Below are 24,475 nucleotides of genomic sequence, written 5' to 3' on the forward strand. Positions count from 1 at the left end.
GAATGAGATGGAGCAGTCGAGCACATCGGCCCTCCTGCAGGGAACGGTGCTGGACCTCGCTTCAGACGTGGTCTCCGCTCTTCGGAGCGGAGACCACGTGCGAGCGGGCAGCACCCTGACGGGAGGCGGCGCCGGTGAGGGCGTCGCCCGTGCGGCGGTACGCGTCCTGGGCGCCGACGCCCTGTTGCCCAGCGTCCTGCTGCGCGTCCCGCCGGACCCGGGACAACTCGCCGTGTTCGAGGAGGCCGTGGCGGCGCATCCGCCGCGCGGCGACGCGGCCCCCACCGTCGTGTGGAGCCACTGGGCCATGACCCGTGCCCTGCGCCGCACCGAACAGCCTCTGACCGGCCCGCCCGTCGACGAGCCCGGCGCCGAACCCGACGCCCGCTGGCTCGAGGACGCCGGCTGGCAGTTCCTCACCCACCAACTCGCCGTCCTCGCGCCGCTCGCGCTGCCCGGCGAGGAGTGCGCCGTGACCCGCGTGGCGCGCGGCCGCCCCGTGGACGTGGCCCGTGGTTTCGTCCGCGCGGTACGCCGCCGCGACTGGCAGCAGGCGGCCGGAGCCGGGCGCTGGCTCACCCTTCTGGACGGGGTGCCGGACACCCTCGGTCTGGAAGCGGGACTGGACTTCGTACGCCTCATGGGCGGCTCCGACCCGCGGGTGGCCCTGCAACTGGAGGCGGCACGGCTGATGCCGGCCGGGGTCCTGCTGTGAGCGTCCCGGACGGGCGCGTCCGCGACGTCGAGGCGGCCGCACTGGACTGGGTGTGGACCCATCGCGACCGCTTCGCGCTCGGCGACGACGCGCTGGCGGCCGACGGCCAGGTCAACCGGACCTGGAAGCCCCTGGGCGAGCTCACCCAGGTCTGCGCCTCCGTCTCCCGGTGCACCCCGCCCGGGGACCCGCTGCACACCCGCGTGTCCGAACTGCTGGACTTCGCCTGGCAGCAGACCCACCGCGGTGAACTCTTCCCGCTCATGCAGACGCTGGAGCCCTTCGCCACCTACCCGCTGGAGGTCTACGCGGCCTTCGCCTCGGCCGGACTGCGGCACCCCGGCTACGAGGAGTCCGCCGCGGTGCTGGCCCGTACCCGCGGCTGGCGGCTGACCGAGCAGTACCCCACCCGCCGCCTCGGCGTCCTGGAGGCAGAGCGGCGCAGCGGCATCGACCCCCACGGGGACGTGCCGCGGGCGCTGGGGCGCACCTGGCTGGGCGGCCTCCCGGAACCCTGGACCTTCGAACGCGCGGCCGGTTACGCGCTCACCCACGTCGTCTTCCACCTCACCGACTGGGGACGGGCGGCCCGGGGCGTCCCGGCGGACCTGGCCGAGTACCTCCTGCACTGGCTGCCGCCCTGGCTCGACACCTGCCTGGACGCCCGGATGTGGGACCTGAGCTGCGAACTGCTCGCCGTCGCGGCGAGCCTGCCGCGCCCGCCGGAACCCGCCGTCCTGGAGGACGCCTGGCAGCGGGTCGCCGCCGCCCAGTCCGGCTCCGGCGCGATCCCCGAGGAGGGCGCCGCCCAGGACGCCGCCGGTGCGGACCCGGGACCGGACCCCTACGACTTCACCGACTGCTACCACTCCACCCTGATGGCCGCGTTCGCGGCGGCCCTCGCAACGGCAGCCACGACACGCCCGCCGGACGCGCGGCACGCGGCGCGTCACGCCGGACAAGGAGCGCCGGGATGACGGACACCCGCCTGATCCACCGCGTCGGAGCCGGTGCCCTGGAGTGGCTGTGGGCCCACCGGGACGGCTTCCGCCTCGAATCGGACGTGGACCCCGAGGTCGGCTTCCTGGAACGCTTCAAGCCGATCGGTGAACTCGCCCTCATCTGCACGGTGCTCTTCCGCGAGGGCGTCGCCGGATCCCGGCAGGCCCAGCTCGCACGCCAACTGCTCGACCACACCTGGCGCGAGATCCTGGACGGCGGTCGCATGCTGGTGCGCGGCCAGCGCGTCGAACCCTTCTCGCCCGTCCCCTTCGAGGTGTACCTGCCGTTCAAGGAGCTGGGCTACAGCCAGCCCGAGATCGAACGCGCCACGGTCCTCAACCACCGGCTGGACAGCTGGACGCGTTTCCCGGTGACCGCGACCCGGCGCCTGGGCCTGTCCGCCTTCCAGCGCCGCTTCGGCCTGACCGCACGACCGCCCGAGGCCGAACTGGTCGCCGCCACCTGGCTGGCCGGGACCCCCGAGCCGTGGACGGTCGAGGGCCACACCGCCTACGACATCACCCACACCGTCTTCCACCTCACCGACTGGGGCGAGAACCCCGGCGGCCTGCCGCCCGACGTCGCCGACTACCTCGCGACCTGGCTCCCGGTGTGGATCGACGACTGGCTGGACCTCCAGCGCTGGGACCTGCTCGGCGAACTCCTGGTCGTGGACGCCTGCCTGCCCCGGCCCACCCTCGACGAGGCCGCCTGGCGGGGCTTCGCCGCCGCACAGCAGCCCGACGGCGCCATGCCCGCCGTACGCACGATGCCCGAGGGCGACCCCGACACGGTGTTCGACGTGGTCTACCACCCGACGCTGGTCGCCGCCTTCGCCTCCCTGCTGGCCACCTCCCGCGCCCTCACCGAGCTGGCGCACTCCGCGTCGTGACGGGCCGTCGTACGCCCTGGCCGGGCGAACCCGCCACCGAGGAGCACGCGGAGTACCCCCCGCCGGAGCCCGGGCCGCCCGACGATGCCGCGCTGCGCGAGCGGCTGGCCGACGCCGTGGACGCCTCCGACGCACCCGACGTCGTCTTCGCCGTCTCCCGGCGCGGCCGGCGCACCCTGCACGGCGGCGGCACCGCCCCGCCGCCCGGCGTCCCCCGGGAGGACCTGCGCTACGAGATCGGGTCGGCGTCCAAGACGTTCACCGCGCTGCTGCTCATGCGCCTGATCCGGCGCGGCGTGCTCACCGGCGGCGAGGCGGCGGCCACCTGCCTGGACCCCGGCAGGAACGCCGGCCCGCACCCCGTGACCCTCGCGCACCTGATCACCCACACGTCGGGGCTGTCCGCGCTGCCCGCCGACTTCGTGCGCCGGGGACTGCCCGCCTGGCGCACCAACCCCTACGCCCGCTACCCCGCCGGGCGGCTGACCGACACTTTCCTGCACCACGCGCCCAGGCACCGTCCGGGAACCCGCTGGCACTACTCCAACTACGGCGTCTCCGTCCTCGGTCACGCGATCGCCGCGGCCACCGGCACCGCATGGGAGGACCTGATCACCGGGCAGGTGCTGCGCGCCCTCGGCCTCAGCGGAACGGCCCTGCGCGCGGAGGGACCCGAGACCGACGCCGTGGGACACCGCAAGGACGGCCGCACCCCCGTCCCGCCCTTCGACGCGGGCGGCTTCCAGGCGGCAGGAGCCGTCCGGTCCACCCCCGACGACCTGCTCACCTTCCTGGAGGCCCACCTGGACCCGGCCCGCTCACCGGCCGCCGGCGCGCTGCGCGCGGTGCGGGTGCCGGTGCTCCGGCGGGGCCTCGGGCACCGGCACGTGCACACGGTCGCGTGGTTCCGGCACCCCACGGACGGCGGGCCCATGTACTTCCACAGCGGCGCCACCCTGGGCCAGCAGGCGTTCCTGGGCTACAGGCCCGACACGGACACCGCCCTGGCCGCCGTGTGCACCCGGCGGTTCCGCGCCCGGGACCCGTTCATCGCCACGGCGTACGCGCTCCTCGCCGAGGGATAGCGCCGGTACACGGGTCGGCGCGGGGCCGCGTCGAGCGACCCCGCGCCGGGCGTACGGTCCGTCAGACCCGCTGCCACAGGGCCGGCGTGCTCGCCGGTGACCCGGCGCCCTGTGCCTGGTGGCCCTGCAGGCACCGGTACCGCACACCGTCGAAGGACACGGTGGTGCCGACCTCGTAGACCCGGCCCGCGGCCCAGGCGTCCGCCGCCGCGTTGTCCTGCGGCGCGGGTGTCCCGGTCGCGGCGGAGGTGGTCTTCAGGGTGAGGCCGAAGTCGCTGAGCAGCGGATTGACCGGCTGGTAGAACGTGGTCCCGCCGTTGGTGCAGTCCCCGGAGCCGCCGGACGTGGTGCCCTGCGCCTGGACGCCCGACACGAAGGGCCCGCCGGAGTCGCCGGGTTCGGCGCACACCGTCGTCTCGGTCAGCCCGTTCACGGTGCCCTCCGGGTAGGTGACACTCGTGTCGTGCTGCTGGATCGTGCCGCAGTGCCACCCCGTGGTCGAGCCGGAACGGCACACCGACGCGCCCACGAGCGCCTCCACCGACCCGGCGAGCTGGATCTTCTCGCCGTCCTGCGCCTTGACGTCCGGCGTCGCGGTCCAGTCGGAGTTGACGCCCACCCAGGCCATGTCCTTGCCGGGGAACGTGGAGGCCTGGAAGGTGCCCTGGTCGGCCTCGTTGTACCCGGTGGTGGTGGCGCCCGGGTCGCCGCAGTGCCCGGCCGTGGCGAAGCCCTGCTGGTCGTCCTTGGTGACGGAGAAGCCGATGGAGCAGCGGGCCTGGTCGTTGATGTAGAAGGCGTCGCCGCCGACCAGGTCCTCCAGCACGCGCGGCTGGTCCGACGAGACGCGGACGCCCACCTCCTCGCCCGGCACCCCGGCGGTCGTGAGGAAGGCGGTCGCGGCCGACGCGCTGGTGGCCTGGACCGTCACCCGGTTGGTCCGCACGTCGACGTACCAGACCGGCGTCTGCCGGGTCCGGGTGCGGACGGCGGCGGTGTCCAGCTTCTCCTTGACCGCGCGCAGTTCCGCGAGGTTCTTGCCGACGACGGCCGCCTTGGCGCCATGCGCCTCGATGGCGGCGGTGTCCGCGGCGTCGGTGGTGGCGACGGTCAGCTCGGCGGAGGTGGCCCCGCTCACCCAGGCCCCCGCGAAGCGGTCGCCCAGCGTGTTGCGCAGCATGCCCGCGCGGGTGCCCGCCTCCGCCTCGTTGACCAGCCGGGCCTCAGCCTGTCCGGGCGCCAGCTTCAGGTCGCGCTCCATGGCGCTCAGCATGCGCGCCGGCGCGGCGGCGGCGTCCGGCGTGCGGGCCACGGCGGGCCGCGGTCCGGGGACGGGCGGCGGTGCGGCCGACGCGGCCGAGGGGAGTGCGGTCAGGACCAGGGCGCCGAGCGCGGTGAGGGCTGCGCGGCGGCTGCGCGCGGCATGTCTGCCGACCATGCGATGTGCCTCCTTCGGACGCTGTGCGAGACAGCGGGGTTCGGTGGGCGACCGTGGATCACGGTGCGCCTGCGGCGAAGTCACAGGCATTGCCGCAGAGATCCGCGGCGAAGCCCGACCCCGGGCTGTTTCGCGCGATGGGGGACGCCGTGGGTGCCATGTGCAGTACGCGGGCACCCTCCCGCCGCGGCCGGGCCCGATCAGGCGGGCTTCAGCCCCGGCTCGCCCGCCTCGGTGACGAAGGAGGCGGCCGTGGTCACGGCGGCGCCGGGCGTGCTGATGGCGGCGACCGTCCTGAAGTCGAGGTGGGTGGCCTGCCGGCCGAGTTCGGCCCGGACGTAGCCGCGCTTGCCGTTGTAGAACTTCATGTGCGGGTTGGCCTGCATGTACAGGTCCCAGTTGGCGGGCTTCTCCACGCCGTCCCGGCCGCTGGCCACCGAGGTGCAGGTGACCTCGGTGCCGACGGTGGCGGACGCCGGGTCGTCGAAGTCCTCCTTGACGTCGAGGGCGTAGCCCACGTGCACGTCGCCGGTGAGGATCAGCCAGTTGTCGACCCCGGCGGCCTTCGCGCCGGCGACCACCCTTCCGCGCGAGGCGCGGTAGCCGTCCCAGGCGTCCATGGACAGCGCGGCGTCGGCGGTCACGTCGAACTTGCGCTGGGAGAAGCACACCTGCTGGGGCATCACGTTCCACAGCGCCGTCGAGCCCTTCCAGCCGTCGAGCAGCCACTGCTCCTGCTCGGCGCCCGTGATGGTGCGCGCCGGATCGTCCGACTCGGCCCCGGGGGCGTGCGGCCGGTCGTCGTAGGCCTGGTCGGAGCGGTACTGGCGGGTGTCCAGGATGTCGAACTGCGCCAGCGTGCCCCAGTGCAGCCGGCGGTACAGCCGGGCATCCGGGCCCTGCGGCAGCTGGGCGGCGCGCAGCGGCTGGTTCTCCCAGTACGCCCGGTACGCGGCGGCCCGGCGCAGCAGGAACTCCGACGGCGGGATGTCGTTCTCCGGGGTGCTGCCCGCGTAGTTGTTCTCGGTCTCGTGATCGTCCCAGGCGACGACGAACGGATGCCGGGCGTGCGCGGCCCGCAGATCCTCGTCGGTCTTGTAGAGCGAGTAGCGCAGCCGGTAGTCCGCGAGGGTCATCGTCTCGCGGTTGAAGACGTCGGGCAGTGTGACGTCGGTGTACCGGCGCTCCCCGCCCTCCGAGTTCACCGCGTACTCGTACAGGTAGTCGCCGAGGTGGAACACCACGTCCACGTCGTCCTGGGCGACGTGGCGGAGCACGGTGTAGTAGCCGTCCATGTAGGCCTGGCAGGCGACCGCCGCGAGCTTCAGCGACGAGGTGGCGCTGCCCGCCGCCGGGGCGGTGCGGGTGCGGCCCGCCGGGCTGAGCCAGGCACCGGCGCGGAAGCGGTAGTAGTAGACGGTCCCGGGCGTCAGGCCCTTCACGTCGACGTGGACGCTGTGGTTGTACTCGGCGTGGGCGTCGGCGGTGCCCCGGAACAGGACACCGGCGAAGTACTCGTCGAGGGCCACCTCCCACTCGACCGTGACCCGCTCCGTGCCCATCCCGCCGTCCTCCAGGAACGGCTCGGGGGCCAGCCTGGTCCACAGCAGCACCGAGTCCGGCAGCGGGTCGCCGGAGGCGACACCCAGGGTGAAGGGGTCCTTGCTGATCCGGGCGGTGCGTTCGGGTGCGGCGACCGCCCCGCGGGCCGGGAGGTTGGTGGAGAAGGCGAGCGCGGCGGCGGCCGCGGTCACGGTGAGGAAGCGCCTTCGGCCGAGGTGCCGGGCGGCGGCGCCCAGCACGGCGTCGTGGGGGGAGAAGGCGTGCTCGGCCAGTGCGCTGGGTCGGCCCGTGGGCGCCATCTGGTGTCCTCTCGTACAACGGGGCGATGCGCGGACCCCGCATGTTAAGCAGACAAAACGCCCTAAACCGGAAGGGCTTGCGGAGTGATCACACAGGAGGAGGTACGCGCGTGTGGGCGCGGCCCCTCCGGGCACCCGGGGGCCATGGCCAGGACACGGCGCTACGAGGTGGCGGCCTCCGGCCGCTGGTGGGACGAGGACGACGGCCGCTGGCTGCCGGCCGGCGAGGTGCACGCCCGCGAGCCGGGCAGGAACGAGACCGTGTGCGGCCTGTCCCTCCACCGCTCGCGGCTCTCCCGGTTCTCCGCGGTCGCCTGGACCGACGTGCTGCCCGAGTCCGGGGGCGCCGCCGACGCCGTCCGCCGGGTCTGCCCGCGCTGCGCCGCCGCGGTAGGCCGCCGGGGCGCGGACTCGCGGCCCGCCTGGCGGCGGGTCAACCCGCGCCCGTAGGGGCCGGACGAACCGTCCGGCCCCCGGGCCACGGGAGCGGCCGCCTACGACGGCAGCGGTGAGCGGCTCACCCGGATCTTGGACTGGCCGTGCGGCCGCTTCTCCCAGTCCTCCATGAACCGCGCGTGCAGGTTGTGCTGGGCGGCCAGGGTGAGCAGCGTGTCCGTGCGGTAGTAGAAGTCCTCGCGGAGCACCTGGTGCTCGGTGCCCTCCGTCCGGTCGAAGGTGAAGTCGAAGAACCCGGTGTCCGTCAGGACGCGCCCGACGTGTGCCAGGCACTCGTCGATGACGTTCAGCGGCGAGTGGGAGAAGACGCTGTGCGCGTGGACGACGTCGAAGTGGTCGTCGGGCAGGAACTCCAGCCGCAGGTCCCCGGTGATGGTCAGGTGGGGCAGCTTGGCCTGGAGTCCGCGCTCGGTCAGGGTCCTCTTGGCGGCGATCAGGATGTCCGGCGAGATGTCGACGCCGTAGTAGTGGCCGCTGTCGAGGTGGTCGATGAACCGCCAGCCGCCGCGCAGGTTGCCGCAGCCGATGTCGAGCATCCGGTGCCCGGGACGCAGTCCGTGTTCGACCAGGTAGTCGAACTGCATCTGCCCGAGCGCCAGCCAGCGGTCGTGCGTCCGGCTGCCGACCGCGGCCTCGGGACTGCGCCGGGCGTCGGAGGCCATCACCGCCCGGTAGTAACCGACGTGGTCGGGGTGCCTGACCCGCAGCCACGCGTCCCGGCCGGCCCGGCGGACGTAGGGGCCGACGCGCTCGGGGTGGCGCAGCGCGTACCCGACCTTGTGCGTGAGCGCGGCGCGGTCGCTGCGCAGCTTCTTCGGGGACTTGGCGTCCTTGGGCATCGGGGGAACGACCTCCGTACGAATGACTCGGACAAGGAGAGTGCCGGGGGGGGGAGTCGCGGGCCGTGTCGGGCTCGTGGTAGCGGGACACATACCCGCGCCGGCCCGCGCGCTCCCGCGGTTCTCCGGCCAGCGCTCTGGACTTTCGGTCCAGGTGCTGGACATGTAGTCTGAGGGCCCGGAGCCGAGCAAGGAGGCCCAGAAGATGCCCGAGCCCGCACTGGACGCCGAACGCGACGCCGTCCTCGCCGCGCTGCGCCCCGTCGTCGAGGGGATCGCCGCGACGTTCGGACCGGTCTGCGAGGCGGTGCTGCACGACTACCGGCGCCCCGAGCGCTCGGTCGTGGCCGTCGCCGGGGCGGTGACCGGGCGGACGGTGGGCGGGGCGATGAGCGAGATCGGCATGCGCGTGCTGGCCCGCGGCGACGAGGCGCACGACGAGCTGAACTACGTCACCCGCACGGCCGACGGCACCCTGCTCAAGTCCTCCACCATGGTGCTGCGCGACTCCACGGGCGCCGTGTTCGGAGCCCTGTGCGTCAACCTGGACGTCACCGCCGTCGACCGGGCCCACGCCCTCCTCGGCGCCCTCGCCGGGACCGCCCGCGCCCCCGCCCAAGTACCGGCGACCACCTTCGGCGACGACATCGACGCCGTGGTCGACGCCATCGTGGACGCCCACCCGCTGCGCCGCGACACCAGTTGGGCGGCGCTGGACCGGGACCGGCGGCTCCAGCTGTTCCGCGACCTCGACGGGCGCGGAGTCTTCGCCGTACGCCGCTCGGTCGAGCACGTCGCCACCCGGCTCGGCATCTCCCGCGCCTCCGCCTACCACTACCTCTCCCAGGCCCGCGCCGACACCGGCCCGGCCGCCGACACCCCCTGAGGACACCCGTGACGACCACCACCCCGCCGGTCACCCTCGACGACGTCCGCTCCGCCGCGGCCCGCATCAAGGGCGTCGCGCACCGCACCCCGGTGCTGCGCTCGCGCACCCTGGACGCCCTCGTCGGCGCCGAGGTCTTCCTCAAGTGCGAGAACCAGCAGCGGGTCGGCGCCTTCAAGTTCCGCGGCGCCTACAACGCGGCCTCCCGCCTCACCCCGGAGCAGCTGACCCGGGGCATCGCCGCCTACTCCTCGGGCAACCACGCCCAGGCGGTCGCCCTGGCCGCCCGTGAACTGGGCACGACCGCGGTGATCGTCATGCCCGAGGACGCGCCGCCCTCCAAGCGGGACGCCACCGCGGGCTACGGTGCCGAGATCGTCACCTACGACCGCTACACCGGCGACCGGGTGGCCGTCGCCGAAGCGCTGGCCGCCGACCGCGGGCTGACCCTGATCCCGCCCTACGAACACCCGCACGTCATCGCGGGCCAGGGCACCGCCGCCCTCGAACTGGTCGAGGAGACGGGGGAGCTGGACGCGCTGGTCGCCCCGGTCGGCGGCGGCGGACTGATCGCCGGGAGCGCCACCGCGGTCAAGGCCCTGCACCCCGGCACCCGGGTGATCGGCGTCGAGCCGGAGGCCGGGGACGACACCAGGCGCTCCCTGGCCGCGGGCCGGCGGGTCACCGTGCCGGTCCCGCGCACCATCGCCGACGGCCAGGCCCTGCCCACCCCCGGCGAGCTGACGTTCTCCCTCAACCGGCGCCTGCTCGACGGGATCGTGACGGTGTCCGACGACGAGATCCGGGACGCGATGCGGTTCGCCTTCGAACGGCTGAAGACCGTCCTCGAACCGAGCGGTGCCACTCCACTGGCCGCCCTCATGAACGGCCGGATCGACGCCCTGCCGCGCCGCGTCGGCGTGATCCTCTCCGGCGGCAACGTGGACGCCGCCCGATTCGCCGAACTCTGCGGCGCGCCCCGCTGAGCCGCGCGCGTCCCCCGGATGGCGCCGCCGAGTTGACAGGCGGACGATGGAGTGGTGGGGACAGGGAAAGGAGGAGCGTCATGCTGGAGGCAAAGACGCTCGACAAGCCGGACGAGCGGCGCGATTTCCCCCGCGGGCACATCGAGGCCGTGCACATGGAAGGGCTCGACTTCGCCGTCGCCACCTTCGAACCGGGCTGGCGCTGGTCGGAGTCCGTGGCGCCGATCGCGGGCACCGACAGCTGCATGATCCACCACAACTGCTACGTGGTCGAGGGACGTATGCACGTCCGCATGGACGACGGCACCGAGAGCGAGGTGGGCCCGGGCGACGTCTTCGTCTGCTCACCGGGCCACGACGCCTGGGTCGTGGGCGACGCACAGTGCGTCGTGTACGACTTCGCGGGCAGCATGGCCAAGGAGTACGCCAAGGCCGACTAGCGCGCCGGCCGGCAACGGGGGAGGGGGCGACCGCCACGGCGGTCGCCCTCCCCTGCGTCCTCCCCGCTCAGGCGGCCGGGGTCACCGCGCCCACCGCGGGGGTGCGCAGCACCCGCCGGGCCGTGCCCAGGCCCGTACCCAGCGTCACCGCCGCGGCCAGCGCCACCATCGCGAGCCACACCCCGAGGAACTGGTCCGGCAGCACCGCGTCGGTGCGGACCACAGTGAACGGCACCACACCGGCCAGCGCGGCCACCGTGCCGAAGAACACCCCCGTGACCGTGAGGATCACGCCCTCGGCGCCGACCACGCCCAGCACCTGCCCCGGCGTCGCCCCCGCCAGCCGCTGCTGACCGAACTCTCGCGAGCGGTACGTCGTCGCCGCGTACAGCGAGTTGACCAGCATCACGCAGACGAACACCGCGATGATGCCGACGACCGTGAGGTTCAGCGTCTCCAGGTTCTTGGCGTCGACCGACTTCACCAGACCGGAGGCCTCGACCGCGTCGCTCTCCACCGACTGCATCGTGAGCGTCGCCGTCGACACCGCGGTGAACAGGATCAGCGAGACCAGGATCCCGGCCAGGTGACTCGCCCGCTCACGCAGGTTGCGCACCGCCAGCCAGCCGCTCGCGCCGCTCAGCGGCAGCCGGTCGAGCACGCCCTTCAGCAGCCGCGGCGACAGCAGCGCGAAACCGACCGACAGCAGGATCGCCCCGTAGGCCGGCGCCGCCATCAGCATCTCGTCGGTCGCGGAGAACAGGAAGGTGGCACCGGCCGCCGAGGCACCGGTGACCAGCGCCGCACCGGCCAGGAACCGCTTCGCCCGGGTCCGCTCCCGGCCACCGCGGGTCAGGCGCCGCACCGCCAGGAACGCGGCGCCCGCGGACGCCAGCAGGGTGATGCCCACGCCGCTCAGCAACGCGACGGGGCCGAACGAGTAGTCCACCGACCGCGCCACCTGGCCGCTGTCCTGGAACATGTCCAGCAGTGCCCGGCCGCCGAGCATCGCCGGGCCGATCGCCAGCGCCGCGCCCACCAGCGCCACCGCCACCGCCTCGCCCACGACCATCCGCTTGATCTGCGCCGGGGTCGCCCCCGAGCAGCGCAGCAGGTCCAGTTCGGCGGTGCGCTGACGCACGTTGACGGTCAGCGTCGAGGCCACCGCGAAGAACACCAGCAGAGTCCCGTAGCCGCCGACGACCCCCGCCGCCGTGCCCAGCGTCTCCGAGCTGACCGGGTCGACGCCGTCCTGCCCGGCCGTGTCGTGCATCGAGTTGAACGTCATGATGATCGCCGCCCCCAGGAAGGCGGACAGCAGCGTCGCCAGGAACCGCCCAGGGCGGCGCCGGATCGACCGGAGAGCCAGTACGAACATCGCTCACACCCCCGCCGGCACGTCGTCGCCCAGGTGCGCGAGGCGCTCCGCGACCGCGTCCGGGCTCGGCGCGTCCATCCGCCCCGCCAGCCGTCCGTCGGCGAGGAAGACCACCGAGTCGGCGTACGAGGCGGCGACCGGGTCGTGCGTCACCATCACCACGGTCCGCCCGTGCACCCGGACCGCCTCCTGGAGCAGCAGCAGCACCTGCCGGGCGCTGCGCGTGTCCAGGGCGCCCGTCGGCTCGTCCGCGAAGATCACCCGCGGTTCGGTGACCAGCGCCCGCGCGATCGCCACCCGCTGCCGCTGACCGCCGGAGAGCTGGGCGGGGCGGTGGCCGAGCCGGTCCCCGAGACCGACCGACGTCAGGACCTCCCGCGCCCGCTTCCGGTCGACGCGCCGCCCGGCCAGCTTGAGCGGCAGCACCGTGTTCTGCGCGACGGTCAGCGTCTCCAGCAGGTTGTACTGCTGGAAGACGAACCCGACCCGGCCGCGCCGGAACTTCGTCAGCTCCGCCTCGCCGCCACCCGTCAGCTCCTTGCCGTCCACGCACACGATGCCGCTGTCCGGCCGGTCGAGGCCCGCCGCGCACTGCAGCAGCGTGGACTTGCCCGAACCGGACGGTCCCATCACCGCGGTGAACGTGCCGCGTCCCAGGCTCAGCGTCACCCCGTCCAGGGCGGTCACGGCGTTGTCCGCCGAGCCGTACGTCCGGGTCACCTTGACGAGCCGGAGGGCCTCGGAGGCGGGGCCCGGGTCGTGGTTGCCTCGTGCGCCGGAGCGAAACATCCTCATCACCTTCCGTGTGGCACGCCCTGTGCGGTGCCTCGTGGAAGACGCTACGGAGAGTGGGGCCGCACCACACTGGGTGCAGAGCCCGTATCGGGGGGTGTACTCAGCGACACCCCGGCAGCGCTACGAGCCGCTCAGCAACACCACCTCCAGGGTGCGTGGGCCGTGCACCCCCTCGACGCGGTCCAGCTCGATGTCACTCGTCGCGGAGGGACCGGAGATCCACGTCAACGGGCGGGCCGGGTCGAGGCGCTCGAGCGCCTCGGGCACCGACGACACGACCTGGCCGGGCACCCGCACGACGCAGACGTGGTGGTCGGGGACCAGGGTGATGCGCCGCCGTCCCTGGTCGGGGGAGCCGTCCAGGACGATCGTGCCGGTCTCGGCGACGGCGACGGCGCAGCCGGTCACCACGCTGTCGACCCGGTCGAGTTCCGGTGCCGTACTCGCCGCCGAGTCCTGGACGAGCGTCGCGTCCACGGCCCTCAGCCACCCCGTCGGCAGCCCCGGCGGAACCACCACGCTGCCCGAACCGTGCGCAGCCAGGAGCCGGGCCACCAGCTCGGGCAACTCCCCGTCCGTGCACCGGTGCACGAGGGCCCGGTAGTCCGCCAGGTTCTCGGCGAGCAGGTCCACCGTCCGAGCGACGGACCGCTGCCCGTGCTCGCGCAGATAGTCCCGGGCGACGGCCTCCTCGTAGGGCCGCGCGTCGTCCGGCACGTCCGCCAGGGCCCGGCGCACCCGGCCCAGAATGCGTTCCCTGCTGTTCACTTCGCTCCGTCCTTCCCGCCGCGCGTGCGCTGCCACCAGTCCCGGAACGGCTCCGCGGGCACCGCCGGCAGGTCCCGGGTGCCGCTCCACGCCCGGCCGGGACCGGGCAGCGTGCGCGGATGCAGGCGGCGGGTGCGCGACGCCAGGCGCTGCCCGGTCCGCAGCGCGCCCGGGTGCGTGAACGCCCACTGCGCCGCCCGCATCGCCGCCCGCTCGGCGGCGTGCCCCTTGGCCGGCTTCAGCACCACCCGGTTGCCGCCCCGGACGGCCGGCCCGCCCTGCACCACCCGCTCCCGCAGGTGCACCAGCACCTCGGGGATGTCGATGGCGACCGGGCACACCTCGTAGCAGGCGCCGCAGAGCGAGGACGCGTACGGCAGTGAGGCGTCGATCTCGCTTTTGGTGCCCCGCAGTTGCGGGCTGAGGATCGCACCGATCGGGCCCGGGTACACCGAGCCGTAGGCGTGACCGCCCGCCCGCTCGTAGACCGGGCACACGTTCAGGCAGGCCGAGCAGCGGATGCAGCGCAGCGCCTGGCGGCCGACCTCGTCGGCGAGCGTGTCGGTGCGGCCGTTGTCCAGCAGGACCAGGTGGAAGGTGCGGGGGCCGTCCTCACCGGTGGTGCCGGTCCACATGGACGTGTACGGGTTCATGCGCTCGGCCGTCGAGGAGCGGGGGAGGGTCTGCAGGAAGACCTCCAGGTCCTGCCACCTCGGCACGATCTTCTCGATGCCGACGACCGAGATCAGCGTCTCGGGCAGGGTCAGGCACATCCGCCCGTTGCCCTCCGACTCCACGACCACCAGCGTCCCGGTCTCGGCCACCACGAAGTTGGCGCCGGAGATGCCGACCTTGGCCCGCAGGAACTTCTCCCGCAGGTGCAGCCGGGCCGCCTCCGCCAGTTCGGCGGGCGTGTCCGTCAGCCCCTCGGGCGCGGGTCGGCCCCACTCGCTCATCTCGGAGCGGAAGATGTCCCGGATCTCGCCGCGGTTGCGGTGGATGGCGGGCACCAGGATGTGCGAGGGCCGGTCCTTGCCCAACTGCACGATCAGCTCGGCGAGATCCGTTTCGTAGGCGTGGATGCCCCGCGCCTCCAGGGCCTCGTTGAGGGCGATCTCCTGCGTCGCCATCGACTTGACCTTGACCACCTCCGACTCGCCGGTCTCCTCGACGAGTCGGGCGACGATCTCGTTGGCCTCGTCCGCGTCGGCGGCCCAGTGCACGGTGCCGCCGGCCGCCGTGACCGCCTCCTCCACCTGCACCAGGTACCGGTCGAGGTGGCGCAGCGTGTGGTCCTTGATCTGCTTCCCGGCCTCCCGCAGCGCCGCCCAGTCGTCCAGCTCAGCCACCGCGCGGGCCCGCTTGTCCCGGATGGTGTGGGTGGCGTGGCGCAGGTTGCCGCGCAGTGTCTCGTTGCCCACGGCCTGCCGGGCCGCGACGGGAAAGGCCGGCATGCCCACGAACGTCCCGCTCATACGGCCGCCTCCCCGGTGCTCGCCAGGATCTCCGCGATGTGCACCGGCCGCATGCCCGTGCGCAGCCGCGTCATGGTCCCGCCGATGTGCATCAGGCAGGAGTTGTCGGCCGCGCACAGCACGTCCGCGCCGGTCGACTCGGCGTTGCGCACCTTGTCCGCCCCCATCGCCGCCGACACGTCGGAGTTCTTCACGGCGAAGGTGCCGCCGAAGCCGCAGCACTCCTCGGCGCCCGGCAGCTCCACCAGCTCCAGCCCCTTCACCGCCTCCAGCAGCCGCCGCGGCCGGTCGCCGAGGCCCAGGCTCCGCAGGCCGTGGCAGGTCGGGTGGTACGTCACCGTGTGCGGGTAGTACGCCCCCACGTCGGTCACCCCGAGCACGTCCACCAGGAACTCCGTCAGCTCGTACGTCTTCGGCACCACCGGCGCCAGCACGGCCGCGAGCGTGTCCCCGCGCCCCTCCGCCCGCGCCCGCTCACCCATCCGCGGATACAGCTCCCGGACCATCGCGCCGCAGGAGCCCGAGGGCGTCACGATCGCGTCGTAGTCCGTGAAGACGTCCGCGAAGTGCCGGGCCAGCGGCTCGGCCTCGTGCCGGTAACCCGTGTTGTAGTGCGCCTGCCCGCAACACGTCTGGGCCATCGGGAAGTCGACCTCGACACCGAGTCTGGTCAGCAGCCGCACCACGGCACGGCCGGTCTCCGGATAGAGCGTGTCGTTGACGCAGGTCAGGAACAGAGCGACACGCATCGCGGCTCCTCGTGTTCGATCATCGGATGAATGATGAGTGCAGACTAGTCGGCCGATCCGGCGCTGGGGAGCCCCGGCTCACCGGTCGGCGAGTCGGGCCGCGGCCGCCCGCCAGCGCGCCGGGTCGCCGCGCGGTTCGTACCGGGTCAGCGACTGGGTGCGGGCCAGCAGCCGGCGCATCCCGGCGAGGTCGCCGACCAGGCCGTGGGCGCGGGCCTGCACCAGCACGTTGCCCAGCGCGGCGGCCTCCGTCGGCCCCGCCACCACCGGCAGCCCGCAGGCGTCGGCGGTCAGCTGGCACAGCAGCGCGTTGCGGGTGCCGCCGCCCACCACGTGCACGACGTCGACCGGATGCCCGGCGAGCCGCTGCGCCTCCTCGACGGCCGCGCGGTGGGCCAGCGCCAGCGAGTCGAGGATGCACCGGGTCACCTCGGCGGGCGTCTCGGGCACCGGCTGCCCCGTGGCGCGGCACGCCTCGGCGATCCGCTCCGGCATCCGCCCCGGCGCCAGGAACCCCGCGTCACCCGCGTCCACCACCGACCGCAGCGCCGGCACGCGGGCCGCCGCGAGCAGCAGCTCACCCAGGTCCGGGTCGCCCCAGGCCCGCACGCACTCCTGGAGCAGCCACAGCCCCATGATGTTGCGCAGGTAGCGGACCGTGCCGTCCAGCCCCAGCTCGTTGGTGAAGTTGGCGGCCCGGCTCTCCTCCGTCAGCACGGGAGCGGACAGTTCGAGCCCGGCCAGCGACCAGGTGCCGGTGCAGATGTAGGCGAACCGTTCGCCCGATGCCGGTACGGCGGCGACCGCGGAGGCGGTGTCGTGCGAACCGACGGCCGTCACCGGCACGGGCCCCGCCAGCCCCGTCTCCTCCAGCACCTCCGGCCGCAGCAGCCCCGCCGCGTCCCCGGGCCGGCGCAGCGGCGCGAACAGGCCGAGGTCGATGCCCAGCCGGTCCGCGACCTCCCGCGACCAGTCCCGGGTGCGGGGGTCGATCAGCTGGGTGGTGGAGGCGTTGGTCAGCTCCGTGCCCTGCTCGCCGGTCAGCCAGTAGGTCAGCAGGTCGGGGATGAGCAACAGCCGCCGGGCCGCCGCGAACTGGGCCGTGCCCCGGGCGGCGACGAGCTGGTACAGGGTGTTGAAGGGCGCGTACTGCAACCCGGTCGCCGCGTACAGCTCCCCGGCCGGCAGCGTGGCCCACACCTTCTCCGGGACGCCCTCGGTGCGGGCGTCGCGGTAGTGCACGGGGTTGCCGAGCAGCGCCCCGTCCGCGTCCAGCAGGCCGTGGTCGACGGCCCAGCTGTCCACGCCGACCGAGTCCACCGGGCCCGCCGCCCGCAGACCGTCCAGCACGCCGGCGTACAGCGCGAGGACGTCCCAGCGCAGCCCGTCGGGCGTACGGACCGGGCGGTTGCGGAAGCGGTGCGCCTCGGTCAGCTCCAGCCGGTCGGCGCCGACGCGGCCGACCATGACGCGCCCGCTGGACGCGCCGAGGTCGACCGCGGCGAACGCCTTGACGTCCACGGCGGTGCTCATCGCAGGAACGCGGCGGCGACGCCCGCGTCGACCGGGACGTGCAGACCCGTGGTGTGCGTCAGGTCGCCGCCGGTCAGCGCGAACACGGCGTTGGCGACGTGCTCGGGCAGCACCTCGCGCTTGAGCAGGGTCCGCTGCGCGTAGAACTCGCCCAGCTTCTCCTCCGGCACCCCGTACACGGCGGCGCGCTTGGCGCCCCAGCCGCCCGCGAAGATGCCGGAGCCCCGGACCACGCCGTCCGGGTTGACGCCGTTGACCCGGATGCCGTGCTCGCCCAGCTCGGCGGCGAGCAGGCGCACCTGGTGGGCCTGGTCGGCCTTGGTGGCGGAGTAGGCGATGTTGTTCGGGCCGGCGAACACGGCGTTCTTCGACGCGATGTAGACGATGTCGCCGCCCAGTTCCTGCGCGGTCATCACCCGGGCCGCCTCGCGGGAGACGAGGAAGGAGCCGCGGGCCATGATGTCGTGCTGGAGGTCCCAGTCCTTCGCGGACGTCTCCAGCAGCGGCTTGGAGATGGAGATCCCCGCGTTGTTGACCACCAGGTCGACTCCGCCGAAGGCGAGCACGGCTGCCTGGAACGCCTCGGCGATCTGCTCCTCGGAGGTGACGTCGACGGTCACGGCGACGGCCTTGTCGGCCCCGCCCAGCTCCTCGGCGACCGCCGCCGCGTTCTGGGCGTTCAGGTCGGCCACGACCACACAGGCGCCCTCGTCCACCAGCCGCCGCGCGATCGCCTTCCCGATCCCGCTGCCCGCGCCGGTCACGAGCGCGACCCGGGTGGCCAGCGGCTTGGGCCTCGGCATCCGTCGGAGCTTGGCCTCCTCCAGCGCCCAGTACTCGATGCGGAACTTCTCCGACTCCTCGATCGGCGCGTACGTCGACACCGCCTCGGCCCCGCGCATCACGTTGATCGCGTTGACGTAGAACTCGCCGGCCACCCGGGCGGTCTGCTTGTCCTTGCCGAAGCTGAACATGCCCACACCCGGCACCAGCACGATCGCCGGGTCCGCGCCGCGCATGGCGGGGGAGTCGGGCTCGGCGTGCCGCTCGTAGTAGGCGGCGTACTCCTCGCGGTAGGCCGCGTGCAGCTCCCCCAGCCGGGCGACGGCCTCGTCCAGCGGCGTCGTCGGAGGCAGGTCCAGGACCAGCGGGCGCACCTTCGTGCGCAGGAAGTGGTCCGGGCAGGAGGTGCCGAGCGCGGCGAGCCGCGGGTGCTCCGTCCGCGCGAGGAAGTCGAGGACCACGTCCGCGTCGGTGAAGTGCCCGACCTGCGGCCGGTCCTGCGAGGCCAGACCGCGCACGTACGGCGCGAGCGCGGCCGCCCGCTCCCGCCGCGCGTCCTCGGGCAGCGCCGCGTACCCGTCGATCACCGCGCCGAACGGCTCGGCCCTGCCGCGCTCGGCGAGGAAGGCCTCGGCGGTGCGGATGATGTGCAGCGAGTTGCGCTCGCACTCCTCGGAGGTGTCGCCCCAGGCGGTGATGCCGTGCCCGCCGAGCACACATCCGATCGCCTGCGGGTTGGCCTCCTTGACGGCCGCGATGTCCAGCCCGAGCTGGAAACCGGGCCGCCGCCACGGCACCCACACCACGGTGTCGCCGAAGCACTCGGCGGTCAGCTTCTCCCCGTCCGCCGCGCAGGCCAGCGCGATCCCGGAGTCGGGGTGGAGGTGGTCGACGTGCGCGGCCTCGACCAGCCCGTGCATCGCCGTGTCGATCGAGGGCGCGGCACCGCCCTTGCCGTGCAGGCAGTAGTCGAAGGCGGCGACCATCTCGTCCTCGCGCTCTACGCCCGGGTAGACGTCCTTGAGCGCCCGCATCCGGTCCAGCCGCAGCACGGCGAGCCCGGCGCCGGTGAGCGTCCCGAGGTCCCCGCCGGACCCCTTGACCCACATCAGCTCCACATCACCCCCGGTGACGGGATCGGTCGCGGTGCCCTTGGCGGACGCGTTGCCACCGGCGTAGTTGGTGTTGCGCGGATCGGCACCGAGCCGATGGGAACGGGCGAGGAGGGCAGAGGCTGAGGGGTGGATCCCCATGACTGGCAGTCCTTTTCAACGAGGGCGGAGAACAGCGCCCCTGCAAGGGGCGCGGGGAACTGCGCGACCAGCCACAACGGGCCCGCAGTCCGCGAAGAACACAAACCCGGCAGACGCCTACGGCCTAGGCCCCCCACCCCGCCTGCTGCCCACCAACCCGCTCGGCAACGACCTTCTCGCCCCAACCGGACGCCCGGTACGCCTTGAGGGGCTCGGGGTCCAGCCCCGACTCCTCCCGCACCTCCCGAAGCAGCGGACGCACATCCGTGTTGTACGCGTCCATCAACACCGCGTTTGCCTCCAGCACATCCCCCGAGGCCTGCGCGGCGGCCAGCGCCGAACCGTCGACCAGCAGCGCCTTCGCCGTGGCCTCCTGCACGTTCATCACCGACCGGATGATGGCCGGAATCTTCGCCTCGATGTTGTGGCACTGGTCGAGCATGAACGCCACGTCGGAGGTGAACCCGCCCCCGCGTACCACCTCGTACATGATCCGGAACAGCTGGAACGGGTCGGCGGCACCCACCATCAGGTCGTCGTCGGCGTAGAACCGCGAGTTGAAGTCGAACCCGCCGAGCTTCCCCTCCCGCAGCAGCGTCGCCACGATGAACTCGATGTTCGTGCCCGGCGCGTGGTGCCCCGTGTCGACCACGACCTGCGCCTTCTCGCCCAGCTTGAGACAGTGCGCGTACGCCGTGCCCCAGTCCGGCACGTCCGTCGTGTAGAACGCGGGCTCGAAGAGCTTGTACTCCAGGAGCATCCGCTGACCCTCGCCGAGCCGCTCGTACACCTCGGCCAGGCCCTCGGCCAGCCGGTCCTGCCGGGACCGGATGTCGTCCTGTCCCGGGTAGTTCGTGCCGTCGGCGAACCACAGCTTCAGGTCGCGCGAGCCGGTGGCGTCCATGATGTCGACGCACTCCAGCAGGTGGTCGACGGCCTTCCGGCGCACCGCCGCGTCGGGGTGGCAGATGCTGCCCAGCTTGTAGTCGTCGTCCTGGAAGGTGTTGGAGTTGATCGCACCGATCCGCACGCCCCGCTTCTCGGCGTGCGCCGCCAGCGCGGCGTAGTCCTCGACCCGGTCCCACGGGATGTGCAGGGCGACGGTCGGGGCCGCGCCGGTGAACTCGTGCACCTTCGCCGCGTCGTCCAGCTTCTCGAAGGGGTCGCGCGGGACACCGGCCTGGGCGAACACCTTGAAGCGGGTGCCCGAGTTGCCGTACGCCCACGACGGCGTCTCGACGGCCTGGGTCTTGAGCGCGGCTTTCACCGCGGCGAGCTCGGTCACTTCGGCGCTCCTGTGGCATCGGGTCGTGGCCTGCTGTGAGTACGACCATGTGTGAAACGATTCAGAACGCGAAGCTATGAGCCGCCCGAAGGGGTGTCAACCCTTCTGGTCACTCCAACTGTTCGTGACTCGGTCGTGACCTTCGGCTATCGAAAGTTTTTGGACCCGGAACCATTGACGTGACATACCCTCGCTGCCTAACGTCCCCGGCAACCGAGTTGAAACCTTTCACGACGCCGTGAGGGCCGTCCCGCCGGCGTCGTCGAGGAGCCCCCAATGACCCACCCGTCCGACACGGGTTCGGCCCCGGTTCTGGCGCTCAGGGACGTCTCCAAGTCCTTCGGCGCGGTCCGTGCGCTGCGGGACGTCTCCCTGGAGCTGTTCCCCGGCGAGGTGCACGCCCTCGCCGGTGAGAACGGCGCCGGAAAGTCGACCCTCATCAAGACGCTGGCCGGAGTGCACCGGCCGGACGCCGGCCACGTGCTGCTCGACGGCGCACCGGTCGTGTTCCACGGTCCCGGCGACGCCCGCGACGCCGGCATCGCCGTGATCTACCAGGAGCCCACCCTCTTTCCCGACCTCTCGATCGCCGAGAACATCTTCATGGGCCGCCAGCCGCGGCGCGCCCTCGGCCGCATCGACCACAAGGCGACCCACGACGCCACCGCCGCACTCATGCTGCGCCTCGGGGTCGAACTCGACCCCGACCGGCCCGCGCGCGGTCTGTCCATCGCGGACCAGCAGATCGTGGAGATCGCCAAGGCTCTCTCCTTCGACGCCCGCGTCCTGATCATGGACGAGCCGACCGCCGCCCTCACCGGCAGCGAGGTGGCCCGGCTCTTCGGCGTGGTGCGCACCCTGCGCGACCAGGGTGCCGCGGTGCTGTTCATCTCCCACCGGCTGGAGGAGATCTTCCACATCTGCGCGCGGGTCACCACCCTGCGCGACGGCGCCTGGATCGCCAGCGAGCCCCTGGAGGGCATGACCGAGGACGACCTGGTGCGCCGCATGGTCGGCCGCGACCTCGACGAGCTGTACCCCAAGCAGGAGGTCACCCCCGGCGAGAGGGCCCTCAGCGTGCGCAGGCTGACCCGCGAGGGCGTCTTCACCGACGTCTCCTTCGAGGTGCGGCGCGGCGAGATCGTGGCGCTGGCCGGACTGGTCGGCGCCGGACGCACCGAGGTCGCCCGCGCCGTCTTCGGCGTCGACCGCTGGGACGCGGGGGAGGTCGAGGTCGACGGCAAGCCGCTCGTCAACGGCGCCCCGTCCACCGCGATGGCCGCCGGTCTCGCGCTGGTCCCGGAGGACCGCCGCGCCCAGGGGCTGGTGATGGACATGTCCATCGAACGCAACATCGGGCTCACCGGCCTGCGGACGACCGTGAGGGCCGGCCTCGTGGACCGCGGCGCCGAGCGCAGCCGCTCCCTCGACTGGGCGGTCAAGCTCCAGGTCAAGTACGCCCGCATCGCCGACACCGTCGCCACCCTGTCCGGCGGCAACCAGCAGAAGGTCGTCCTCGCCAAGTGGCTGGCCACCGGCCCCAAGGTGCTGATCGTCGACGAACCCACCCGCGGCATCGACGTCGGCACCAAGGCGGAGGTGCACCGGCTGCTTTCGCAGCTCGCCGCCGACGGCGTGGCCGTCCTGATGATCTCCTCCGACCTGCCCGAGGTGCTCGGCATGGCCGACCGCGTCCTGGTGATGCACGAGGGCCGACTGACCGCCGAGATATCCCGCACCGACGCCACCGAGGAGACCGTGATGGCCGCAGCCACGGGGAGGGCCGCCGCATGACGGTCACCGCACCGGAGACGGCCCCCGCGGCCGACGTGCCGAAGGCCGGCGCCACCAGGCTGGTGGACCGCATCTTCAAGATGCGCGAACTGGCCATCCTGCTCGTCTTCCTGGTGATGATCGGCGTCACCCAGGCCGGCAACAGCGAGTTCCTGTCCGAGCAGGGCATCAAGGACCTCCTGCTGAACGCGACCATCCTGGTCCTGGTCGCCACCGGACAGTCCCTGGTCGTCATCACCCGCAACGTCGACCTGTCCGTCGGCTCCACCCTCGGCATCAGCGCCTTCGCCGCCGGCGTCTACCTCCAGGACGGCGGCAACCCCGTCGTCGCCGTGCTGCTCGCGGTGCTGATGGGTATCGGCTTCGGCCTCCTCAACGGCCTGCTGGTCAGCCTCGGCCAGGTGCCCGCCCTGGTCGTCACCCTCGGCACCCTCTACATCATCCGCGGCATCGACTCCATCTGGGTCGGCTCCCGGCAGATCACCGCGGCCGACCTGCCCGGCGGCTTCGTCGACTTCGGCTCCGGCGGCATCTCCGCCGTGCCCTGGCTGGCCATGATCGCCCTGGCGGTGCTCGTCGCCACGGCGTACTACCTCAAGCACTTCGGCAGCGGACGCGAGCTGTACGCCCTCGGCTCCAACCCGGAGGCCGCCCGGCTGGCCGGCATCCCGGTCCGCAAGCGGATCCTGGCCGCCTACACCTTCTGCGGCGCCCTCGCCGGACTCGCCGGCGCCCTGTACCTCGCCCGCTTCGGCAACGTCGACTCGGGCACCGGCAACGGCTACGAACTGACCGTCGTCAGCGCCGTGGTGGTCGGCGGCGTCGTCTTCACCGGCGGCTCCGGCAGCGTCTACGGTGCGGCCCTCGGCGCACTGCTGCTGACCTCGATCAACAGCGTGCTGCCCGCCCTCGGCGTCAGCTCCGTGTGGGTGCTGGCCATCAACGGCATCCTGCTCATCCTCGCCATCGCCGTCGACCGGATCGTCGCGCTGCGCGTGGCCAACGCCCTGAAGAAGAGGAACGCCCGCCATGGCTGACACCTCCCTGACGCGCGCCGTCCGCTGGGACACGGTCGTCGGTGCCCTGCTCGTGGTCGTCCTGCTGCTCTCCTTCGGCTTCGTCGACGGGTTCGGCAACGCCCTCAACCTGTCCTTCCTGATCGGCAACACCCTGCCGATCGCGCTCATCGCCCTGCCGATGACCCTGCTGGTCGTCTCCGGCGAGATCGACCTGTCGGTGGCCTCCACCGCGGGTCTGTCCGGCGCGGTGATGGGCGCCCTGTGGAACCAGGGCATGACCATCGAGACGATCATCCCGATCTGCCTGCTGCTCGGCGTGGTCTGCGGTCTGGTCAACGGCCTGCTGGTCACCCGCCTCGGCCTGCCCTCCCTCGCCGTCACCATCGGCACCATGGCCGCCTACCGGGGCATCGCGCAGATCGTGCTCGGCTCCGACGCGGTCACCGACTTCCCCTCGCAGTACCTGGACTTCGCGGCCGGACGCATCGACGGCACCTTCGTCCCGTACGCCTTCCTGCCGTTCCTCGTGCTGCTGGCCGTCGCCGTCGTCGCCCTGCACGCCATGCCGTTCGGCCGGTCGCTGTTCGCCATCGGCGCCAGCGAGGAGGCCGCGCGCTTCGCCGGCATCCGGGTCAAGCGGCAGAAGCTGATCCTGTTCACGCTGACCGGCCTGATGTCGTCCCTCACCGGCGTCTTCTGGGCCCTGCACTACGCCAGCGCCCGCTACGACAACGCCACCGGCCTCGAACTGTCCGTCGTCGCCGCCGTGCTCCTGGGCGGCATCGACTTCGACGGCGGCAAGGGCACGCTCGGCGGGGCGGTCGCGGGCGTGTTCCTGCTCGGCGCGCTGCAGAACGTGATGAGCCTCCAGGACGTCTCCGCCCAGTCCCAGATCGTCGTCACCGGCGTCCTGCTCGTCCTCTCCGTGCTCGGCCCCCGGGTCGCACGGCAGATCTCCCTAGCGAGGGCCGGACGCAGGGCGGCACCGGCGCCCCCGTCCAAGGCGCCCGCCCCCACCCCGTAACCCCGTCCACCCTCGTAA

General features: G+C 72.9%; 22 protein-coding genes. 11 read left to right on the plus strand and 11 right to left on the minus strand.

Annotated features, from left to right (window positions below; translation table 11 throughout):
* Positions 1-7: 7 nt before the first annotated feature.
* Genes Sru02f_RS15850 through Sru02f_RS15865 form a run of 4 tightly spaced genes read left to right on the plus strand, consistent with a single transcriptional unit; the run spans position 8 to position 3,694 of the window.
* The gene (locus Sru02f_RS15850; protein ID WP_109030664.1) at positions 8-715 is read left to right on the plus strand and encodes a hypothetical protein; all 708 of its coding nucleotides are present in this window, start codon (positions 8-10) and stop codon (positions 713-715) included.
* Entirely contained in the window at positions 712-1,692 is a 981-nt protein-coding gene (locus Sru02f_RS15855) for a DUF6895 family protein (RefSeq protein ID WP_109030665.1), read from the plus strand. The genes Sru02f_RS15850 and Sru02f_RS15855 overlap by 4 nt, the downstream gene beginning before the upstream one ends.
* The gene (locus Sru02f_RS15860) at positions 1,689-2,609 is read left to right on the plus strand and encodes a DUF6895 family protein (RefSeq protein ID WP_109030666.1); all 921 of its coding nucleotides are present in this window, start codon (positions 1,689-1,691) and stop codon (positions 2,607-2,609) included. The genes Sru02f_RS15855 and Sru02f_RS15860 overlap by 4 nt, the downstream gene beginning before the upstream one ends.
* Positions 2,606-3,694 carry a serine hydrolase domain-containing protein gene (locus Sru02f_RS15865; RefSeq protein ID WP_109030667.1) on the plus strand — a complete coding sequence of 363 codons (1,089 nt, stop codon included), beginning with the start codon at positions 2,606-2,608 and terminating at the stop codon, positions 3,692-3,694. Before Sru02f_RS15860 ends, Sru02f_RS15865 begins: the two co-directional genes overlap by 4 nt.
* 61 nt (positions 3,695-3,755) lie before the next feature.
* Here Sru02f_RS15865 and Sru02f_RS15870 read toward each other — a convergent pair whose 3' ends face one another.
* Positions 3,756-5,132 (minus strand): trypsin-like serine protease, encoded by a 1,377-nt coding sequence (locus Sru02f_RS15870; protein ID WP_109030668.1) that lies wholly within the window; start codon positions 5,130-5,132, stop codon positions 3,756-3,758.
* Between the two features lie 200 nt (positions 5,133-5,332).
* Positions 5,333-6,994 carry an alkaline phosphatase D family protein gene (locus Sru02f_RS15875; RefSeq protein WP_109030669.1) on the minus strand — a complete coding sequence of 554 codons (1,662 nt, stop codon included), beginning with the start codon at positions 6,992-6,994 and terminating at the stop codon, positions 5,333-5,335.
* A 144-nt stretch (positions 6,995-7,138) separates the two neighbouring features.
* Between Sru02f_RS15875 and Sru02f_RS15880 the strand changes: the two genes are divergently transcribed.
* Positions 7,139-7,444 (plus strand): hypothetical protein, encoded by a 306-nt coding sequence (locus tag Sru02f_RS15880; protein ID WP_373103468.1) that lies wholly within the window; start codon positions 7,139-7,141, stop codon positions 7,442-7,444.
* A 44-nt stretch (positions 7,445-7,488) separates the two neighbouring features.
* On the opposite strand, the gene Sru02f_RS15885 is transcribed toward Sru02f_RS15880, so the two are convergent.
* A complete protein-coding gene (locus Sru02f_RS15885) occupies positions 7,489-8,289 on the minus strand; it encodes a class I SAM-dependent methyltransferase (protein WP_109030671.1) in 801 nt (266 codons plus the stop codon).
* Positions 8,290-8,494: 205 nt separating this feature from the next.
* Between Sru02f_RS15885 and Sru02f_RS15890 the strand changes: the two genes are divergently transcribed.
* The 3 genes from Sru02f_RS15890 (at position 8,495) to Sru02f_RS15900 (ending at position 10,601) form a co-directional block, all read left to right on the plus strand.
* On the plus strand, positions 8,495-9,175 hold the full coding sequence (locus tag Sru02f_RS15890; protein WP_109030672.1) for a helix-turn-helix transcriptional regulator: 681 nt from the start codon (positions 8,495-8,497) through the stop codon (positions 9,173-9,175).
* A gap of 8 nt (positions 9,176-9,183) precedes the next feature.
* Positions 9,184-10,161, plus strand: a complete 978-nt coding sequence (locus Sru02f_RS15895) for a threo-3-hydroxy-L-aspartate ammonia-lyase (RefSeq protein ID WP_109030673.1) — start codon at positions 9,184-9,186, stop codon at positions 10,159-10,161.
* Between the two features lie 80 nt (positions 10,162-10,241).
* Positions 10,242-10,601 carry a cupin domain-containing protein gene (locus Sru02f_RS15900; protein WP_003978039.1) on the plus strand — a complete coding sequence of 120 codons (360 nt, stop codon included), beginning with the start codon at positions 10,242-10,244 and terminating at the stop codon, positions 10,599-10,601.
* Between the two features lie 67 nt (positions 10,602-10,668).
* On the opposite strand, the gene Sru02f_RS15905 is transcribed toward Sru02f_RS15900, so the two are convergent.
* The 8 genes from Sru02f_RS15905 to rhaI form a co-directional block, all read right to left on the minus strand.
* Positions 10,669-11,979 (minus strand): ABC transporter permease, encoded by a 1,311-nt coding sequence (locus tag Sru02f_RS15905; RefSeq protein ID WP_109030674.1) that lies wholly within the window; start codon positions 11,977-11,979, stop codon positions 10,669-10,671.
* Positions 11,980-11,982: 3 nt separating this feature from the next.
* A complete protein-coding gene (locus Sru02f_RS15910; protein ID WP_164271752.1) occupies positions 11,983-12,774 on the minus strand; it encodes an ABC transporter ATP-binding protein in 792 nt (263 codons plus the stop codon).
* Between the two features lie 120 nt (positions 12,775-12,894).
* Positions 12,895-13,542, minus strand: a complete 648-nt coding sequence (locus tag Sru02f_RS15915; protein WP_109030676.1) for a LutC/YkgG family protein — start codon at positions 13,540-13,542, stop codon at positions 12,895-12,897.
* Positions 13,539-15,017, minus strand: coding sequence for a LutB/LldF family L-lactate oxidation iron-sulfur protein (locus Sru02f_RS15920; protein ID WP_109030677.1), 1,479 nt, complete (start codon positions 15,015-15,017; stop codon positions 13,539-13,541). Before Sru02f_RS15920 ends, Sru02f_RS15915 begins: the two co-directional genes overlap by 4 nt.
* Positions 15,014-15,766: a (Fe-S)-binding protein gene (locus Sru02f_RS15925; RefSeq protein WP_109030678.1), complete on the minus strand. Its 753-nt coding sequence runs from the start codon at positions 15,764-15,766 to the stop codon at positions 15,014-15,016. The genes Sru02f_RS15920 and Sru02f_RS15925 overlap by 4 nt, the downstream gene beginning before the upstream one ends.
* A 78-nt stretch (positions 15,767-15,844) precedes the next feature.
* Complete coding sequence (locus Sru02f_RS15930; RefSeq protein WP_109030679.1) at positions 15,845-17,299, minus strand: rhamnulokinase; 1,455 nt, start codon at positions 17,297-17,299, stop codon at positions 15,845-15,847.
* Positions 17,296-19,335 (minus strand): bifunctional aldolase/short-chain dehydrogenase, encoded by a 2,040-nt coding sequence (locus Sru02f_RS15935; RefSeq protein ID WP_109030680.1) that lies wholly within the window; start codon positions 19,333-19,335, stop codon positions 17,296-17,298. The genes Sru02f_RS15930 and Sru02f_RS15935 overlap by 4 nt, the downstream gene beginning before the upstream one ends.
* Before the next feature lie 124 nt (positions 19,336-19,459).
* Positions 19,460-20,620, minus strand: a complete 1,161-nt coding sequence (gene rhaI, locus Sru02f_RS15940) for an L-rhamnose isomerase (protein WP_109030681.1) — start codon at positions 20,618-20,620, stop codon at positions 19,460-19,462.
* 276 nt (positions 20,621-20,896) lie between these two features.
* Between rhaI and Sru02f_RS15945 the strand changes: the two genes are divergently transcribed.
* From Sru02f_RS15945 to Sru02f_RS15955, 3 genes are read left to right on the plus strand one after another with little or no spacing between them, the layout of a single operon-like run.
* On the plus strand, positions 20,897-22,414 hold the full coding sequence (locus Sru02f_RS15945; RefSeq protein WP_109030682.1) for a sugar ABC transporter ATP-binding protein: 1,518 nt from the start codon (positions 20,897-20,899) through the stop codon (positions 22,412-22,414).
* On the plus strand, positions 22,411-23,451 hold the full coding sequence (locus tag Sru02f_RS15950; RefSeq protein ID WP_109030683.1) for an ABC transporter permease: 1,041 nt from the start codon (positions 22,411-22,413) through the stop codon (positions 23,449-23,451). Before Sru02f_RS15945 ends, Sru02f_RS15950 begins: the two co-directional genes overlap by 4 nt.
* A complete protein-coding gene (locus tag Sru02f_RS15955) occupies positions 23,444-24,457 on the plus strand; it encodes an ABC transporter permease (protein WP_109030684.1) in 1,014 nt (337 codons plus the stop codon). The genes Sru02f_RS15950 and Sru02f_RS15955 overlap by 8 nt, the downstream gene beginning before the upstream one ends.
* Positions 24,458-24,475: the final 18 nt, after the last annotated feature.

Source organism: Streptomyces rubrogriseus, assembly GCF_027947575.1.
Lineage (GTDB): Bacteria > Actinomycetota > Actinomycetes > Streptomycetales > Streptomycetaceae > Streptomyces > Streptomyces rubrogriseus.

Coding starts and splice junctions, on each gene's coding strand:
- Sru02f_RS15850 (WP_109030664.1), top strand. CDS start 8: ATGGAGCAGTCGAGCACATCGGCCCTCCTGCAGGGAACGGTGCTGGAC.
- Sru02f_RS15860 (WP_109030666.1), top strand. CDS start 1,689: ATGACGGACACCCGCCTGATCCACCGCGTCGGAGCCGGTGCCCTGGAG.
- Sru02f_RS15870 (WP_109030668.1), bottom strand. CDS start 5,132: ATGGTCGGCAGACATGCCGCGCGCAGCCGCCGCGCAGCCCTCACCGCG.
- Sru02f_RS15875 (WP_109030669.1), bottom strand. CDS start 6,994: ATGGCGCCCACGGGCCGACCCAGCGCACTGGCCGAGCACGCCTTCTCC.
- Sru02f_RS15880 (WP_373103468.1), top strand. CDS start 7,139: ATGGCCAGGACACGGCGCTACGAGGTGGCGGCCTCCGGCCGCTGGTGG.
- Sru02f_RS15885 (WP_109030671.1), bottom strand. CDS start 8,289: ATGCCCAAGGACGCCAAGTCCCCGAAGAAGCTGCGCAGCGACCGCGCC.
- Sru02f_RS15890 (WP_109030672.1), top strand. CDS start 8,495: ATGCCCGAGCCCGCACTGGACGCCGAACGCGACGCCGTCCTCGCCGCG.
- Sru02f_RS15900 (WP_003978039.1), top strand. CDS start 10,242: ATGCTGGAGGCAAAGACGCTCGACAAGCCGGACGAGCGGCGCGATTTC.
- Sru02f_RS15905 (WP_109030674.1), bottom strand. CDS start 11,979: ATGTTCGTACTGGCTCTCCGGTCGATCCGGCGCCGCCCTGGGCGGTTC.
- Sru02f_RS15910 (WP_164271752.1), bottom strand. CDS start 12,774: ATGAGGATGTTTCGCTCCGGCGCACGAGGCAACCACGACCCGGGCCCC.
- Sru02f_RS15920 (WP_109030677.1), bottom strand. CDS start 15,017: ATGAGCGGGACGTTCGTGGGCATGCCGGCCTTTCCCGTCGCGGCCCGG.
- Sru02f_RS15925 (WP_109030678.1), bottom strand. CDS start 15,766: ATGCGTGTCGCTCTGTTCCTGACCTGCGTCAACGACACGCTCTATCCG.
- Sru02f_RS15930 (WP_109030679.1), bottom strand. CDS start 17,299: ATGAGCACCGCCGTGGACGTCAAGGCGTTCGCCGCGGTCGACCTCGGC.
- Sru02f_RS15935 (WP_109030680.1), bottom strand. CDS start 19,335: ATGGGGATCCACCCCTCAGCCTCTGCCCTCCTCGCCCGTTCCCATCGG.
- Sru02f_RS15945 (WP_109030682.1), top strand. CDS start 20,897: ATGACCCACCCGTCCGACACGGGTTCGGCCCCGGTTCTGGCGCTCAGG.
- Sru02f_RS15950 (WP_109030683.1), top strand. CDS start 22,411: ATGACGGTCACCGCACCGGAGACGGCCCCCGCGGCCGACGTGCCGAAG.
- Sru02f_RS15955 (WP_109030684.1), top strand. CDS start 23,444: ATGGCTGACACCTCCCTGACGCGCGCCGTCCGCTGGGACACGGTCGTC.